Here is a 14,730-nt window from a genome sequence, read left to right as displayed (position 1 = left end):
CAGCCCCGGCGCCCCTTTGACTGACAAAGCCCTCAAGCCTTCGACGGGCTCTCAGGTATTGTCAGGCTTCAGTCTTCAGCCACACTGTTCAGATAGGCCTTGTCGGAAATGTTGGTCCACTGACGAACCTGCTTGAGGTAGTCACGCTGTGAATCGATAATTTCTTTCGCAAGCGGATCCTTCTCAGCGGCTTCGGCCAGCAAACGGTTAGTGGTGCTGCGCAGGGCATCAATGACTTCCGGCGGGAATACCTTGTGAGTTACATCCGGGTAGTCTTCTTTCATGCGATCCCAGGCCACGCCACTCTGGTGGGTGCTCTGGATGTACATGTCATAGGCAGCGGTGCGCATGGCAACCCGCAGGATCTCCTGAAGATCCTTTGGCAGCTCTTCCCAGGTCTTCTTGTTGATCAGGAACTGAACTTCCGCGCCCGGCTCCTGCCAGCCCGAATAGTAGTACTTGGCGATCTGGTGGAAACCCATCTGGAAATCCAGGGCAGGACCGACCCATTCAACGGCATCCACGGTGCCACGCTCGAGTGCGGTGTACAGCTCACCCGGCGGCAGGTTGGTCACGGCAACACCCAATTCCGACATAACCTCGCCAGCGAACCCCGGGGTGCGCATCTTCAGGCCCTGAAGATCCTCAAGTGAATTGATCTCCTCGCGGAACCAGCCACCCATCTGGTTACCGGTATTACCACCCGGGAAGGACAGCATGCCATAGGGTTCATACACCTTCTGCATCAGCTCCATGCCCTCACCGTGGTAGAACCAGGCGTACATCTCGGGCGCGATCAGCCCGAACGGAATGGTGGTGAAGTACATAGCGTTCGGGATTGAGCCCTTGTAGTAATAGGACGCGGTATGGCCCATGTCGTACTGGCCGTTGCGAACGAGATCGAAGATTCCGAAGGGGGCCTTGTGCTTGTTGGATGGATCTATGCGAATCAGCAGACGGCCATCCGACATGGTCTCTGCCATGTCCGCCATATGCTGAACAGTCTCCCCCAGTACCGGAGAGTTTGGCCCCCAGGTTTGCGCAAGGCGCAGAGTATAGTTTTCCTCGGCGAGGCCGATGCTGCTTGCGAGAAGCAGCGCCGACGCTACCGTTGCTTTCAGCAGGTGGGTCATTGTCGTTGAACCTCTATTTCATTGTTATGTTGTGATTTTTGATGCCTCGGAGATAGTAACCTGAGAGTTTAAAAAAGGCCAAAATCTGTTCATCCGGGCGTTTATTGGCTATGTTGAATACCACTGATTGCAGTAATTCCAGGGATCCGGGATACAGTCCATGCCAGACAACGAGCTTTCCAGACATCGGGCACAGTTAGAGGCCCTCCGGGCCGCCTACGTGGAAAAGTTGCCCGAGACGTTTGAACGTCTCGAAGCGCTCATCGACGCGATACCGACCGACCCGAGTGATGCATTCGGGCTCGACAACCTGAACGCCTCACTCGGACTGCTATACCAGGAGGCCCACAAGCTCGCTGGCACTTCCGGTTCTCTCGGTCTTGAGTATGTTTCTACAGCAGCAAGGCAGTTGCTGTCTCTTGCCGAGAACTGGCACACGCATCCTCTCGACGCTCTTTCGAAAAGAGAAACGATGGATACGCTGGTCGAGACCATGCGAAATTGCGACCTGAAGCCGGTTGAGGAAAGCCCTGGACCCAGTAAACGCGGCTCTCGGAAAATCCACATTGTGGACGATGACGAGTTGGTGGCTCAGGAAATGCTTACCTGGCTTATTGAGGCCGGATTTGATGCGGAAGTTTTCCTGTCTTCGTCGGTTTATCTGGATATATTTGAAACGCTTGCCCGGCCAGACATGATTATTATGGACGTCGCCTTTGGCGAGGACATGAGCGCGGGGCCGGACATCATTCGACAGCTTCGCAACCGGCTGGGGAGAATGCCGGCGGTTATCTTTCTTTCCATCCATGACGAAATGCCCGCCAGGCTTGCAGCGCTCCGGGCGGGTGCCTCGCGCTATCTGGTCAAACCGGTCACCAAAGACCGCCTTATGGACCTCGCCCATGAATTCGCCGAGCGCAAGCACACGACAACCTACCGCGTTCTGCTGGTAGATGACGATCAAACCGCCCTGCAGGCCGCAAAAATACAGCTGGAATATGTTGGGCTTGAGGTACATGCCTGCGAGGAACCTCTGCAGGCATTGACAGTTGCGCGGGCGATCAGGCCAGATGTCATCATTCTGGATATTGTGATGCCCAACGTCTCCGGGACGGAACTCGCTGCCATCCTCAGGGAGGACCGTGAATTCGATGCCACTCCCATCGTCTTCCTGACGTCACAGTCTCATCAGGATGAGAAAACCTTGAGTGTTGCCCTCGGAGGCGACGACTACGTCCTGAAGCCGTTCGACACCGACTACCTGACCGCCACGGTCCGCGCCCGTGCCAAACGCTCCCGAAGGTTGCGCGAGCTCATCAATGCGACCGACAGCCGCTGATCAGACCTTGAACTGACCAACTAGCTCCCGAAGGCTCTCCCCCAGGCGCGCCAGTTCGTGGCTGGCTTCGTTGGTCTGGTTTACGCCGGTATCACTGCGTTGGGCAGCATCGACAATACGGACCACGTTCTGGTTAATCTCTTCGGCGACCTGGCTCTGCTGCTCTGAGGCTGTGGCGATCTGAGTCACCTGATCATGAATCTTGCCGACCGATGTCTCGATGGTTCGCAACGCGCTGGTTGCATGATTGATTCTTTCGACGGTTTCCGTCGAGCGGTTGCGTGATTTGTTCATCCGCTCAACCGATGCCTTGGATTCGGTAACAAAGCCGTCAATCATGGTGCGAATCTGATCAGCAGACTCGGCGCTGCGTTTCGCCAGCTGGCGAACCTCATCCGCAACCACTGAGAAACCACGCCCATGCTCACCAGCCCGTGCAGCCTCGATGGCGGCATTAAGGGCCAGCAGATTGGTCTGCTCAGTCACAGCATGAATGACATCCAGCACCTGCTGGATCTCATCGGACTTTTCCGCCAGGGCATTGATGCTTCGGGCGGTATCTTCAATCTCTTCGGACAGTTTGTTCACGGCGCCCTGAGCACTGCTGATGGTTTCGCCACCTTCCCGGGCCATGCGATCGGCGTCTGAGGCCGAACTTTCAACTTCATTGGCATTACCGGAAATCTGCTGGATGGTGGCGGCCATTTCGTTGATGGCTGAGGCAATCTGATCCGTCTCGGACCCCTGCTCCTGAACCGAAGCCCGGGTCTCGTTTGCAACCCGGCTCAGTTCTTCCGCTGCAGAAGCCACCTGGTCTGTTGTCGCGCCCACCTCACGCATGGTGTCCTGGATCTTGACCACGAAGGCGTTAAAACGCCGGCCCAGCTCGGCCAGTTCGTCATTGCCTTCGTCTGGCAGGCGCTGGCGCAGGTCACCCTCACCGTCGGCGATTTCCTGCATCATGTTGCTGACGCTCTTCAGTGGCCGGGTCACACTACGACCCACGAAGATGCCGATTACCAGGGCAATCACGACCACCAGCACTGTCACCAGCAGGATAAAGCCCAGGGTTTCGGCCATACCGGCTTCAATTTTTTCGCGAGCTGCTGCTACCTGGCGATCAATGTCGGTAATGTAGACGCCAGCACCGATCATCCAGTCCCAGTCCGGGATGATCGTGGAGTAGGACATCTTGGGTTCTTCATTGCCAGAGGCCGGGTTCATCCAGTCATAGCCATAGAAGCCCTCACCGCGGGCCGCGTCGAAAAGATTGCCAACCAGTTTCCTGACAACCGGGTTTGACGTGGGGCCTTCTTTCGAAGGATCTGGAGCATACGCCAGGTTGAAAACATCCCGGGTGTAGGCGAATACATAATTGGTTTCGTCAAAACGGATAGAACGCAGACGCGCGGCAGCCGCCTCCTTCGCCTCCGCTTCTGTCATTGAAGGGTCGTTCTTGGCCTCCAACACCACTGCCTCAGCAGCATCAATCAGGTTCTGCAGCCCGGTCTTACGTGCATCGAGAAGACTGGTCTCCAGGCGTTTGAGTTCGGCTTCGCCATTTGCCTGAATCTGATTGGCGGTGATCCAAGCGAGGGTTGCCGCCGTTATAAGTACAGGCACAAGTACAGCGATAAGTAAGCGGCTTCGGATTTTTAACCGACTCAGAACATTCATGCTTTCAAACTCCCGGGAACTTGCTATTGATGCGGATTATCCACAGACCAACTCAGACGATCTGTTCCAGTTTGTTAAAAGAGATTTCACTGACTCTCTCTGCGCGTGTTCAGCGCTACGGATAAACGGACCTTCCGCCAATGTTTTCAGACAAGTAGAGTAACGGCAGTAACGTAAATGTCTTGAGCAAGCGTCAGACTAAAGGACCACTACGAAGGTAGACCAATGAAGCACCTGTTTCTGGTACGCCATGCCAAATCCAGCTGGGCCGATGAAACGCTCTGTGACCGGGAGCGGCCACTGAACGCCCGGGGCGAGAGTCAACTGGTACCTCTGGGCAGGGCTCTGGAAGCATCGGGCGCGCTCCAGGGCGAGATCTTCAGCAGTGATGCCACCCGCGCCATCGCCACACTTGAGGGGGCAGCGCCTGAGATGGCTGCTCGCGAGCGCTGCCAGCATCTTGCCGAGCTGTACACCTTTGACTACCGGCGTCTGCTCGCCTGGCTAGAACATCGCGACGCTGATTCCGGAATCACGCTTGTAGGTCACAATCCTGCCTTGCTGGAACTGGCCCAGTGGCTGCTGAAACATCCTCCCGAACAGCTACCTACCGCCAGCTTCATTCACATCCGCCTCCCGATCAAACATTGGCACCAGCTAGACCGGGGCAAGGGCAAGCTGGTGGCTCTGATGACGCCACAGGATTACAGCTATGCCCACTTCGAACGGAAACTTAAAAAGAAAGCCAGAACCGAGGGAGACGACCCGGCAAGGGACATCCCCAAGGCCCTTCACCACCAACATGATCGGCTAAGGCAACTGGAGCGTGGTGTTATCCTGGGCCTGGACGACGAATTCCTGCACCAATACCGGATTGCGATTCGGCGCAGCCGGGCCATTGCCGAATCGGTGCAGGAAGTGACCGGTGACAAGACGCTGGCAAAAGCGGTTAAAACCCTGAAACGTCATGCCCGTGCGACGGGACCGTTACGCGATCTGCATGTTTTTCTCCAGGACTTGCCTGAATTGTGTGGCGACAATTCGGAAATCCGGGCAGCCCTGCAGATCTGGTTCGAACAGGAAACCGCCAACCGCCACAAAAAACTGGTCAAGCGCCTGCAGAGCAAGCGCTATCACGACAGCATGGAGCACTGGCTGAACCTCATTGAGTCCCGAAAGTTCCAGAAGTTGGCGGAGACGCTGAGGGCAAAAGACATCCGAAAGGCGGTGGAGAGCCGTATAAAAGGGTTCAACAGATTGACCGCTGAGCTGATGCATACCTCCCCGGATGAGGATATTCATCGGCTTCGCAAGCAACTCAAGCGAATCCGTTACCTGATGGAGCTGGACTCGAAAATCTGGAAGCCCGAGCTGAAAACGATGAAAGCACGCCAAAAGCTGTACGGCCGCTTCCAGGATCTCCATGTTCAGATCGAGCTGCTTGACCAGTTCCGCAAGGCGGCCCCGGAGGTCTTACCCGCTGCCCTCGACGGGATCCTGGAAACCCTGGAAGAGTGTAAAGCGGACGCCCGGAAACAGATTCTGACCCTTGGAGGACTTGATGGAGCCCCGTTATGACACCCTGTTTTACGACGGACAATGCCCACTGTGTGCCAAGGAGATTCGCACTTTGCGCAAACTCCAACGGGGCAACCTGATTTTTGCAGACATTCACGAACAGCGTGATGGCAGCGGCAATTTGCCGAGCCATGAAACCCTGCTGCGACGCCTGCACCTGATGACCTGGACCGGGGAATGGGTCATCGGCTTGCCTGCAAACGTTCGGGCCTGGTCCCACACGCCCTATGGCTTTCTGTTCAAGCCCCTGCTGTGGCCCGGCATTTTCCAGATTGCCTCGCGTATCTACGGGAGATGGGCAGATAAGCGCTTTGAACGTAAGTACGCCTGCGCCTTCGGTAACAACGAGGCGGCTTAATCGTACATATGCGGAGTGACGCTCGGCGGTCGAACCCTTATCCTGAGGCATAACCTTATTCCATCAGTTTGAGGAGCTCAGCCATGAAAACTGCCCATGACCTTGTAGAAGCCGCCAGGAAAGAAATCCAGGAAGTGCCCCTGGATCAGGCGGACGATGCCATCAGGAATGCCGATCTTCTGCTGGATGTGCGGGATGCGGATGAATACCGGGCTGGCCATATACCGGGCGCGGTGAACATTTCCCGCGGCTTGCTGGAGTTCAAGTTTACCAACGATCCGGCGTTTGAGAGCCGCGACATGAACATTGTCTGCTACTGCAAAACATCCGGGCGAGCCGCCCTGAGCGCCAAGGCCCTGAAGGAAATGGGCTACATGCATGTGCAGTCCATCGCCGGTGGATTCGATGCCTGGCAGGAAGCAGGCAAACCGGTCGCCAAGCCGGAACTGCCCTCGTTCGAGTAATGGATACCTACAGGCAGCAGGTCTTGTACTTCCGGCCACTGCCACAGGGGCAGGCGTCGTTCCGACCGGGCTTCAACTGGCCCTCGCTGGTGTCTCCCCGAAGGTAATACCAGCGGCCCTGCTCCTGAACGAAATCGGATTTTTCTTCGAGAAAGCCCCAGCCCTTGCCCAGGCGGTAGAGCGCTCGGAAATGAACCCTGCCGCGATTGCCCGACTCACTGGTGTCCAGGATCTGCAAACCGGTCCATTCCGGCGAGTCTGCCAGAGTGAGCGTCTGTGGTCGTGTGCTCTGGTGCCAGGTGGCTCGCAGGTAATCCGGAAGATCGAGAACGAACGCTGCGTAACGGGACCGCATCAATGCCTCCGGCGACGGAGCCGGTTTATCCTGATGGAACGGCTGGCAGCATTCGGGGTAGGATTTGCCGCTGCCACAGGGGCAACTTTGGTGTTCAGGCTGCTGGGTCATCGGGGATCATTCTTTTCGACTTTGCTCCTGGCCCCGCAGTGTATCAATATCTGACCGGTACTGCTCCGGCCTTTTCCAACGACTTCCTGGTGATTTCCTTTGACGGATGTATCGCTGTTACAGATTCTTCTGGCCAACCTTGCCATTCTCGCCGGGGCCTGCCTGCAGGGCGTGGCCGGCTATGGCATTGGTACACTGGCTGCGCCATTGCTTTTTCTTATCAGCCCGGTGTTGGTCCCCGGCCCCCTGATACTGAATGCCACTCTGCTTACTGTCTTCATGCTGATACGCAATCGAGGCGCATTGCAGGTCCGGGAAGTGCGCTTTGCCATTGTGGGCGGAGTTGTCGGCGCAATTCTGGCGGCTCTGACATTGCTGGTGATCTCGACGGCGGGCTTCGAGCTGATTTTTGGTGTGCTGATTCTCGCCGGGGTAGCGCTCAGCATTGGTGGGCTCAAGCCAGCGCTGAATGCCCGAAACAGTGTGATGGCCGGAGCCGCCTCGACCTATATGGGCACGATTACCGCAGTGGGTGGGCCACCGATCGCCTTGATCTACCAGAATGAAAAGGGGCCTCTGGTCAGGGCCAATATGTCCGCGTTCTTTCTGGCGGCCAGCGTCCTGAGCCTGTCAGGCCTGCTCGCTTCCGGCTACCTGGGAACGCGGGAGCTGTTCCTGTTCGCAGTGACCTTCCCGGGCGTATTCCTGGGCTTCTGGCTTTCCGGCAAACTCGTCAACCGCATGCCCTTTGAAGGCCTTCGCCCGGTCATTCTCGGCATCGCGGCCATCGCCGGAACCGCAGCCCTCATTCGCGGCCTGCTCCCGCTCTAGGAATCGGCCCAGAGCCGGACACGGAACCGATTCTTGCGCCAGAGCAGCGCCAGCCAGATGGCATTGGCGTTGATCAGGAAAGCCAGGATCCACTCGAAAGCATCGTCCTTGCGGCTATAGAACTCCGGGGCCACGCCATTCAGGATCACTGAAAGAATCCCCACAGCGAGGGTCAGTTGGCAGAGATTCAACAGCCTCATGCCCGTGTGTTTCCAAAGTGGATGGCTGCGCAAGCCGGCGCTAACCAGCAACTCACAGATGAAGGTGAGCGAAAAATACAGAACCACACCAACACGGCGGACCAGATTGAAGCCGTCGCCGGCATGGCCCAGCGCCAGGGTATAGGCGGCAAGCGACACACTGGCCACCATACCCAGCCACGGGATCCAGGCAACCCCGGACGAATGTACGCCGAGCTGGCGCAACCACCGGCCGTTGAGCCACCAGAACAGAATCCCGAGCAAGGCCGCCGGCAGCATGGTACCTTTGAAAATGAAGTAAGATGTTCCGTGACGGCCGGTACGACTGATGCTGGTACAGCTATCCCAGTAGGGGTTGCACAGCTCCACATACCCTTCCAGCACCGATACGGTAAACGTGGTGTGTATGGTCAACAGCGGAATAAGAGCCGCTGCCAGAGCCAGCCACCACAGATGAAAGGAACGATGGTCATTCATTGGAAAAATCCCTCTGACCGACTCCTTGCCCGGCAACGCAACACCGGCGAACTTGTTCGCCAATGCATTGAATGAACATTATTTGACCAGATTTTGCAATCCGGTCCATCCTGTTAGAGCGATTTTGCCTCAAAATAGTGCTCCAGGGATTCAGGATTAGAGTATGAGTGCACCCCATCAGGAAATTGTTGAAAGCCAGATCGACGTGTCAGAACTCGCCATCGGCATGCACGTCACACGCCTGGACCGCCCCTGGGAAGATACGGACTTCCTGATTCAGGGGTTTGTTATTCGTGACCAGACGGAGATTGATGCGCTGCGGGCACAGTGCAACTTTGTCTTCATTGAAGGACGTATCGATGGGGCACCGCTGCCACAACACGGCAACGGCAACGGGCGACAGCCTTCAGGCCTGATGGGACTCTTCCGCAGGAAACAGACGTCCGAACCGGTGCAAAATCACCCTAAATCTGTACCACCCCGAAAGCGTGTCAGATACATCAACAAGATCGACCCTGGCCGGGAGATGGAAACGGCGATCATACGCTTCGAGGAGGCTCAGAAGACGGCCAAGTCGATCATGTCGGGCCTGAGGGTGGGCCGCACACTCGACCTTAACAATGCCCGGACAGTGGTAAACCACTGCGTGGAAAGCGTCCTCCGCAATGAAAACGCGCTGTTGTTACTCACAAAAATCAAGCACCAGGATGAATACACCGCCGAGCATTGCATCAACGTGTCCATTCTGGCGGCGGCCTTTGGCAAGCATCTGGGATTGCTTGAAGGAGAAATCCGCAATCTGGCCCTGTGTGGCCTGCTCCATGATGTCGGTAAGACCCGGATTCCCGATGAGATCCTGAACAAGCCGGGAGCACTGACGCCGAAAGAGTTCGACGTGATGCGTCACCACACCACCCACGGCCGCACTATCCTGATGGGTACCAGCAACTCCCTGAATACCGCCGTGGATGTGGCATTCAGCCACCATGAGCGGATGGATGGTTCTGGCTACCCTCGCGGACTTCATGCCCAGCAGATCCCCTACTTTGCCAAGATCATCGGGTTGGTGGACACCTACGATGCCATTACCAGCAACCGGGTCTACGACAAGGGTCGAGCCTCCATGCAGGCACTAGAAATCATCCACAAGCACCGCGGCACACAGTTCGATGAAGAACTGGCAGATGCCTTTATCCAGATGATTGGTGTGTATCCGCCGGGCTCCATCGTGGAAATGGTGAACGGCGAGGTTGGCATCGTTGTGGAGAGCAGGCCAGAGCACAAGCTGAAGCCCTGCGTTCTTCTGGTCAGAGAGGCCGATAAAAGCCTGATGACCCCCTACCGGACAGTCGACCTGAAAGTCAGTCCTGAAGACGCCGCGGGTGAAACCTATCGCATCGCCCGGGAAGTCCCTGACGGCACCTACGACATCGTGCTACAGGAGTTTGTTGACCAGGGTCTGATTGTAACCAAGCCAAATCCGGGCACTGACGCCACATAAAAGGGACAGCCTGTTACTTTCTAACCCGAAATGCCCTGCTATACTGCGTTGCAAATAAATTCCGGCACAACAAGACATGAAATCCGGCATCCCCTCCCTCAATCTTCCTGCCGCACCAGAAGCTGGTGGCATTTCGGAGGTTACTCCCGCCGAGGGCCTCAGGGCCGTGCTCGACAACCTGGACGCCCTGGTTTACGTATCAGACCTTGAAACCCATGATCTTCTGTACATGAATGCTTATGGCCGGAAAATCTGGGGTTCCATAGATGGCAGAAAGTGCTGGGAAGTCCTGCAGGATAGCGCCAGCCCCTGCGACTTCTGCACCAACCACCTGCTGATTGACTCAGCAGGCAGTCCTTCCCCCCCGCACATCTGGGAATTCCAGAACCGACTGGACCAACGCTGGTACCAGTGCCGGGACCAGGCGATTCCCTGGATAGATGGCCGGCTGGTCCGCCTGGAGATCGCTACCGACATCACCGAACGAAAAGAAATGGAGCTGGCACTCAAGGAAGCCCATGAGAAAGCCCGGGCTGCTGCCTTGGAGGACGACCTTACCGGACTTCGAAACAGAAGAGCCTTTTTCGAACTGGGAAACCAGCTTTTGAAACAGTCCCGCCGCAACAACTCGCCTCTGGGCATCATCATGTTTGACCTGGACCACTTCAAGCAGATCAACGACAACCATGGCCACGAGGCCGGGGATGAAGTGTTGCGGGCCATCGGGAATCTGGTCCGTCGCAACGTCCGGGAGGCCGACATTGCCGCGCGCATTGGCGGAGAGGAGTTCGCAATCCTTCTCGCCGATGCTCATGCAGCTGAGGCCTCAGAAATGGCAGAACGACTGCTGGGGCTCATGCAGGGAATGCCAGTCCAGTATCGTGATGTCCGTCTCCTGCCAGCGGCCAGTTTCGGCATTTCAGAACTACACCCCGAGGAGCCAGACCTGAAGAATCTTCTGGCCAGGGCCGATAACGCAATGTACGAATCCAAAGCGTTTGGCAGGGGAAGGGTGCGAATCAAGCCCTGAACGCACCCGGGCAATTCAACCGGGACGCCTGGTAACCGCCATGGTCAGCCGGGAAATACAGGTGGTTTTACCTTCTTCGTTCTCAAGCAGAATTTCCCATACCTGAGTGGCGCTACCAATATGGATGGCCCTGGCCGTGCCATACACCCAGCCTTTGGTAACCGGACGGATGTGGTTGGCGTTGATATCCAACCCAACCGCAACGGTTTCCGAATCCTTCAGACAGCAATTGGCCGCCATGCTTCCCAGGGTTTCCGCCAGCAACACCGACGCTCCTCCATGGAGAATGCCAAACGGCTGGACTGTGCGTTCATCCACGGGCATACGGCCCTTCACATAATCATCGCCAATTTCCAGGTATTCGATACCCATGTGACTAACGGCCGTGTTCTGACTGGACTGGACAAGTTGTTCGAGGTTCGGGGTACGGGACCAGATTGCCATGGGGGAATTACTCTCGATGTTGTTTGAAAAGAAATCTCGGAAAGGCTAGTGTATACAGATAGGATGCGAACTACCAAGCCCTTCTTCTGTGTCCCACGCCTGCCTTTTCGATCAATCCCTCAAACTCCCGCACAGGCACCGGCCTGCTGAAATAATAGCCCTGAAACCGGTTGCACCCCATCATAACAAGGCGTTCCAGCTGCCCTTTCGTTTCCACGCCTTCCGCCACCGCCGATAGTTTCAGTGACGAAGCGAGGGCCAGAATGGTCTCTGCGATGGCAGCATCATTGGGATCATCGAGGATGTCTCGCACAAATCCCTGGTCAATTTTAAGCTCATCCAGCGAGAGCCGTTTCAGGTAACCAAGGGATGAATAGCCCGTGCCGAAATCGTCCAGGGAAATTCGTATGCCCATGCTTCTCAGGGTTCGCAGTGTTTCTTCCACCAACTCAAGATCGTAAGCCAGTGCACTCTCGGTGATTTCCACTTTCAGGTTTCTGGGGGATGCCCCCGTTTTTCTGAGCAATGCCATCACAGTTGAGCAAAAAGACGGCAGATGGAACTGCCTCGCACTCACGTTTACCGACACCTGGAGCCGTGCCAGAACACCGCCCCGTTTTTTCCAACTGGCTATCGTGGACATGACCTCTTCGAGTACCCAGTAGCCAACCGATTCAATGAGGCCCGTTTCCTCTGCCAGCGGAATGAACTCGGCGGGAGACACCATGCCACGGCCCGGACAACGCCATCGAAGCAACGCCTCGGCACCTATCGGCTTACCTTTCTCGTCAACAAGAACCTGGTAGTGCACTGCCAACTGGTTCTTCCGAATGGCCAGTCGAAGGTCGGATTCCATGGCCAGGCGTTCGGACACCTTTTTCTGCATCATGGCATCGTAGAAACGGATGCAGTTGCGACCGTCTTCCTTGGCACGAAACATGGCCATGTCGGCCTGACCAAGGAGCTCTTCGAGGGAATCATCGTGATCAAAAAACAGGGTGACACCAATACTTGGCGTACCGGTGTACTCAAAGCCATTCAGTTCATAGGGTTCGTTCAGTGCTTCCCGGACTTTCTCACAGACCTTTTCCACGCGGGCGGCAGCGCTGGAAGCATCGGCCGGAAACCCCTTCAGAATGAGAACAAACTCATCGCCACCAAGCCTTGCGACGGTATCCCACTCCCTGACTGTCTGCTTGAGCCTTTTGCCGACCTGAATCAACAGCTCATCTCCTGTCATATGGCCCGCCGAGTCATTGATGTTCTTGAAGTGATCCAGATCGATAAAGACCAGGGCGCCGTGGCTATGATCCCGGGTGCTTCCAGTTAACGCCTGGGCCAGGCGATCCCGCAACAGGCGCCGGTTTGGAAGGCCCGTCAACGCGTCGTAGAACGCCAGTTTCTCTATCTCTGATTCCGATTGCTTGCGGTCACTCACATCGTAGAAGTACCCGTGCCAGATCATGCTGTCATCGGCCAACCGGGCAGGAACCGACCGCGCTTCCATCCAAGCCGTTGTTCCGTCCTGTTTCCTGGCCCGGAAGTTTGTTTCAAACGGCGTCATTTGCCGCCTTGATTCATCTACATCTTCGTCGAAGGATTTCTTGTCTTCTGGATCAATGAGGTCTAAAAGGGGCTTCGCATCCAGGCTGAGTGCATCGGCCGGGAGTCCGAACAGCTCCTTCACTTTTTCACTGATGAAGGGAAACGTGGTTTGCCCGTCGGGGTACATCCTGAACTGGAAAATAACCCCCGGAAACTGGTCGGAATACCGATAGAGGCTGTTTTCGAATCGCACATTGCGACTGGCCAATATCTGTCGGTGCACCGAAGCCCCCAGAACTTCGCCTACCTGGAGCAGAAATTCCTCTGTACCCGGATCCAGTGCACAGGAATGGTCAAGAAAATCGAACCCCAGAATACCGCTGACTTGTCCCTCCAGCTTCAAACCAACGAGAACCAGACTCCGGATACTTTCAAGAAGGAATTCCAGTTTCTCTTCTTTTGCATCCGGGGGAAGTTGTTCGACTTCGGGGATCACCAGAACCGGAAGGATCTGAAGCTGCTCCATAAGCCAGGGATATCGGTCCTTCGGAACATTTTGAATGGCATCCCGTTGGGGTGTGACGCCGTCTCTGCAGGTTTCATGGGAGATTGAAATTGTCTGGGTGGCTTCTTCGAAATTGATCAGGTAGGCGCGATCAGATCCAAGCCAATCGCCAAGCTCAGCAATAACCCCGTGGATGCAACCATCCAGTTCGTCAATCTTCGAGCGGGCAAGGTTGAGCGACAACCTGTACACGAAATCCCTGTGGCCCGAGGTAACTGCCTTTGCCATTGCTACGGACTCCTTCCCAGCAATACTGCCCATGAATTTTATTTTATACCGGGAGTACCTGTACTGAGTTACGACGGGTGCGCCTCAAAAGTTCATGTGCTAGCACTAACGGTAGCCTCTCAACTCGCTTTTGTATAACGAGCTTTATACTGCAGGATCAGCTCATCGACCCTGCCAGAGTTCACAAGCTCATAAAGCCGGTCCGCAATGCGCTCTCTTAGTTCAAAGGAATTACACGGCGAAGCCTTGGAAAAAGTCAGAAACAGGCCCTCACGGCTAACCGGCGTTTCCAGCGGAACGAAATCGTCAGCAATGCCCATGTATTCAAGTTTCACCTCTCCCTGAAGGACTTCATAGAGCACATAATCAACACGATCAACCAACGCCATCTGGAAGGATTGCTCAATGGACCGGACACCTTCAATGCGCAGATTCTGCTCTGCATACCGGTCGAAGTTCTGGCCAAAGCTGTTGTTGATCAGGGTACTGCCGCGCTTGCCCTTCAGGTCTGGCCAGTGGCGATAGACGAACTCCCGCCCGATGGGCACCCAGACCGCTGTTGGCAAGTGCGTGACCGGAGGAAGCAGATAATCCATGTAGCGAATGCGTTCCGACGTGATGAACGCCCCGGCTACCATATCAATCTCCCCCTCGCGCGCCATCCGTTGGACCCGGGCCCAGGAACCGATATCTTTCACTTCCACGGTTACGCCGAGGGGTTGGGTAATTTCCCGGAGCAAAGCAGGTACGGCGCCATTCAGGAAACCAGGATTTTGCTCGTCTCGCCAGAGCAGGGGCGGATACTCCGGATTACCACTCACGGTGAGTGTGTCGCACGGGGTTACTGCCGTGGCATTAGTCGGCGAAAGAATCATCGCGGCTGCAAAAAAGATA

At 56.0% G+C, this 14,730-nt stretch carries 14 protein-coding genes; 7 read left to right on the top strand and 7 right to left on the bottom strand.

Annotated features, from left to right (window positions below):
• Window positions 1-68 precede the first annotated feature (68 nt).
• The gene (locus AC13E3_RS11845) at window positions 69-1,133 is read right to left on the bottom strand and encodes a TRAP transporter substrate-binding protein (RefSeq protein WP_482902058.1); all 1,065 of its coding nucleotides are present in this window, start codon (window positions 1,131-1,133) and stop codon (window positions 69-71) included.
• Between the two features lie 160 nt (window positions 1,134-1,293).
• Between AC13E3_RS11845 and AC13E3_RS11840 the strand changes: the two genes are divergently transcribed.
• Window positions 1,294-2,472 (top strand): response regulator, encoded by a 1,179-nt coding sequence (locus tag AC13E3_RS11840; protein ID WP_069182697.1) that lies wholly within the window; start codon window positions 1,294-1,296, stop codon window positions 2,470-2,472.
• On the opposite strand, the gene AC13E3_RS11835 is transcribed toward AC13E3_RS11840, so the two are convergent.
• Entirely contained in the window at window positions 2,473-4,149 is a 1,677-nt protein-coding gene (locus AC13E3_RS11835; RefSeq protein ID WP_405418004.1) for a methyl-accepting chemotaxis protein, read from the bottom strand. It lies immediately after the preceding gene.
• Between the two features lie 225 nt (window positions 4,150-4,374).
• On the opposite strand from AC13E3_RS11835, the gene AC13E3_RS11830 reads away from it, so the two are divergent.
• The 3 genes from AC13E3_RS11830 (at window position 4,375) to AC13E3_RS11820 (ending at window position 6,549) form a co-directional block, all read left to right on the top strand.
• Window positions 4,375-5,727, top strand: a complete 1,353-nt coding sequence (locus AC13E3_RS11830; RefSeq protein ID WP_405418001.1) for a CHAD domain-containing protein — start codon at window positions 4,375-4,377, stop codon at window positions 5,725-5,727.
• The gene (locus tag AC13E3_RS11825) at window positions 5,711-6,085 is read left to right on the top strand and encodes a thiol-disulfide oxidoreductase DCC family protein (protein ID WP_405417998.1); all 375 of its coding nucleotides are present in this window, start codon (window positions 5,711-5,713) and stop codon (window positions 6,083-6,085) included. Before AC13E3_RS11830 ends, AC13E3_RS11825 begins: the two co-directional genes overlap by 17 nt.
• A gap of 83 nt (window positions 6,086-6,168) precedes the next feature.
• Complete coding sequence (locus tag AC13E3_RS11820) at window positions 6,169-6,549, top strand: rhodanese-like domain-containing protein (protein WP_349343977.1); 381 nt, start codon at window positions 6,169-6,171, stop codon at window positions 6,547-6,549.
• Between the two features lie 7 nt (window positions 6,550-6,556).
• On the opposite strand, the gene AC13E3_RS11815 is transcribed toward AC13E3_RS11820, so the two are convergent.
• A complete protein-coding gene (locus tag AC13E3_RS11815; protein WP_482902057.1) occupies window positions 6,557-7,015 on the bottom strand; it encodes a YchJ family protein in 459 nt (152 codons plus the stop codon).
• Window positions 7,016-7,114: 99 nt separating this feature from the next.
• Here AC13E3_RS11815 and AC13E3_RS11810 point away from each other — a divergent pair, with 99 nt between their 5' ends.
• Window positions 7,115-7,846 (top strand): sulfite exporter TauE/SafE family protein, encoded by a 732-nt coding sequence (locus AC13E3_RS11810; protein ID WP_136630705.1) that lies wholly within the window; start codon window positions 7,115-7,117, stop codon window positions 7,844-7,846.
• Here AC13E3_RS11810 and AC13E3_RS11805 read toward each other — a convergent pair.
• A complete protein-coding gene (locus AC13E3_RS11805; RefSeq protein ID WP_136630704.1) occupies window positions 7,843-8,523 on the bottom strand; it encodes a hypothetical protein in 681 nt (226 codons plus the stop codon). The genes AC13E3_RS11810 and AC13E3_RS11805 overlap by 4 nt on opposite strands.
• 163 nt (window positions 8,524-8,686) lie before the next feature.
• On the opposite strand from AC13E3_RS11805, the gene AC13E3_RS11800 reads away from it, so the two are divergent.
• Both AC13E3_RS11800 and AC13E3_RS11795 read left to right on the top strand, forming a co-directional pair.
• Window positions 8,687-10,024, top strand: a complete 1,338-nt coding sequence (locus AC13E3_RS11800; RefSeq protein WP_405417993.1) for a cyclic di-GMP phosphodiesterase — start codon at window positions 8,687-8,689, stop codon at window positions 10,022-10,024.
• A gap of 76 nt (window positions 10,025-10,100) precedes the next feature.
• A complete protein-coding gene (locus tag AC13E3_RS11795) occupies window positions 10,101-11,054 on the top strand; it encodes a GGDEF domain-containing protein (RefSeq protein WP_405417990.1) in 954 nt (317 codons plus the stop codon).
• Window positions 11,055-11,069: 15 nt separating this feature from the next.
• Here AC13E3_RS11795 and AC13E3_RS11790 read toward each other — a convergent pair whose 3' ends face one another.
• The 3 genes from AC13E3_RS11790 to AC13E3_RS11780 all read right to left on the bottom strand — a co-directional run bounded on the left by AC13E3_RS11790 (window position 11,070) and on the right by AC13E3_RS11780 (window position 14,711).
• Window positions 11,070-11,498, bottom strand: a complete 429-nt coding sequence (locus AC13E3_RS11790; protein ID WP_405417987.1) for a hotdog fold thioesterase — start codon at window positions 11,496-11,498, stop codon at window positions 11,070-11,072.
• A 70-nt stretch (window positions 11,499-11,568) separates the two neighbouring features.
• A complete protein-coding gene (locus AC13E3_RS11785; protein WP_405417984.1) occupies window positions 11,569-13,836 on the bottom strand; it encodes a putative bifunctional diguanylate cyclase/phosphodiesterase in 2,268 nt (755 codons plus the stop codon).
• 119 nt (window positions 13,837-13,955) lie between these two features.
• Window positions 13,956-14,711, bottom strand: coding sequence for a substrate-binding periplasmic protein (locus AC13E3_RS11780; protein ID WP_153634306.1), 756 nt, complete (start codon window positions 14,709-14,711; stop codon window positions 13,956-13,958).
• Between the last annotated feature and the right edge of the window lie 19 nt (window positions 14,712-14,730).

It is taken from the genome of Marinobacter sp. L-80 (assembly GCF_056859395.1).
The sequence above is the reverse complement of the archived record's forward strand: the minus strand, read 5'-3'. Positions and strand labels throughout refer to the sequence as shown.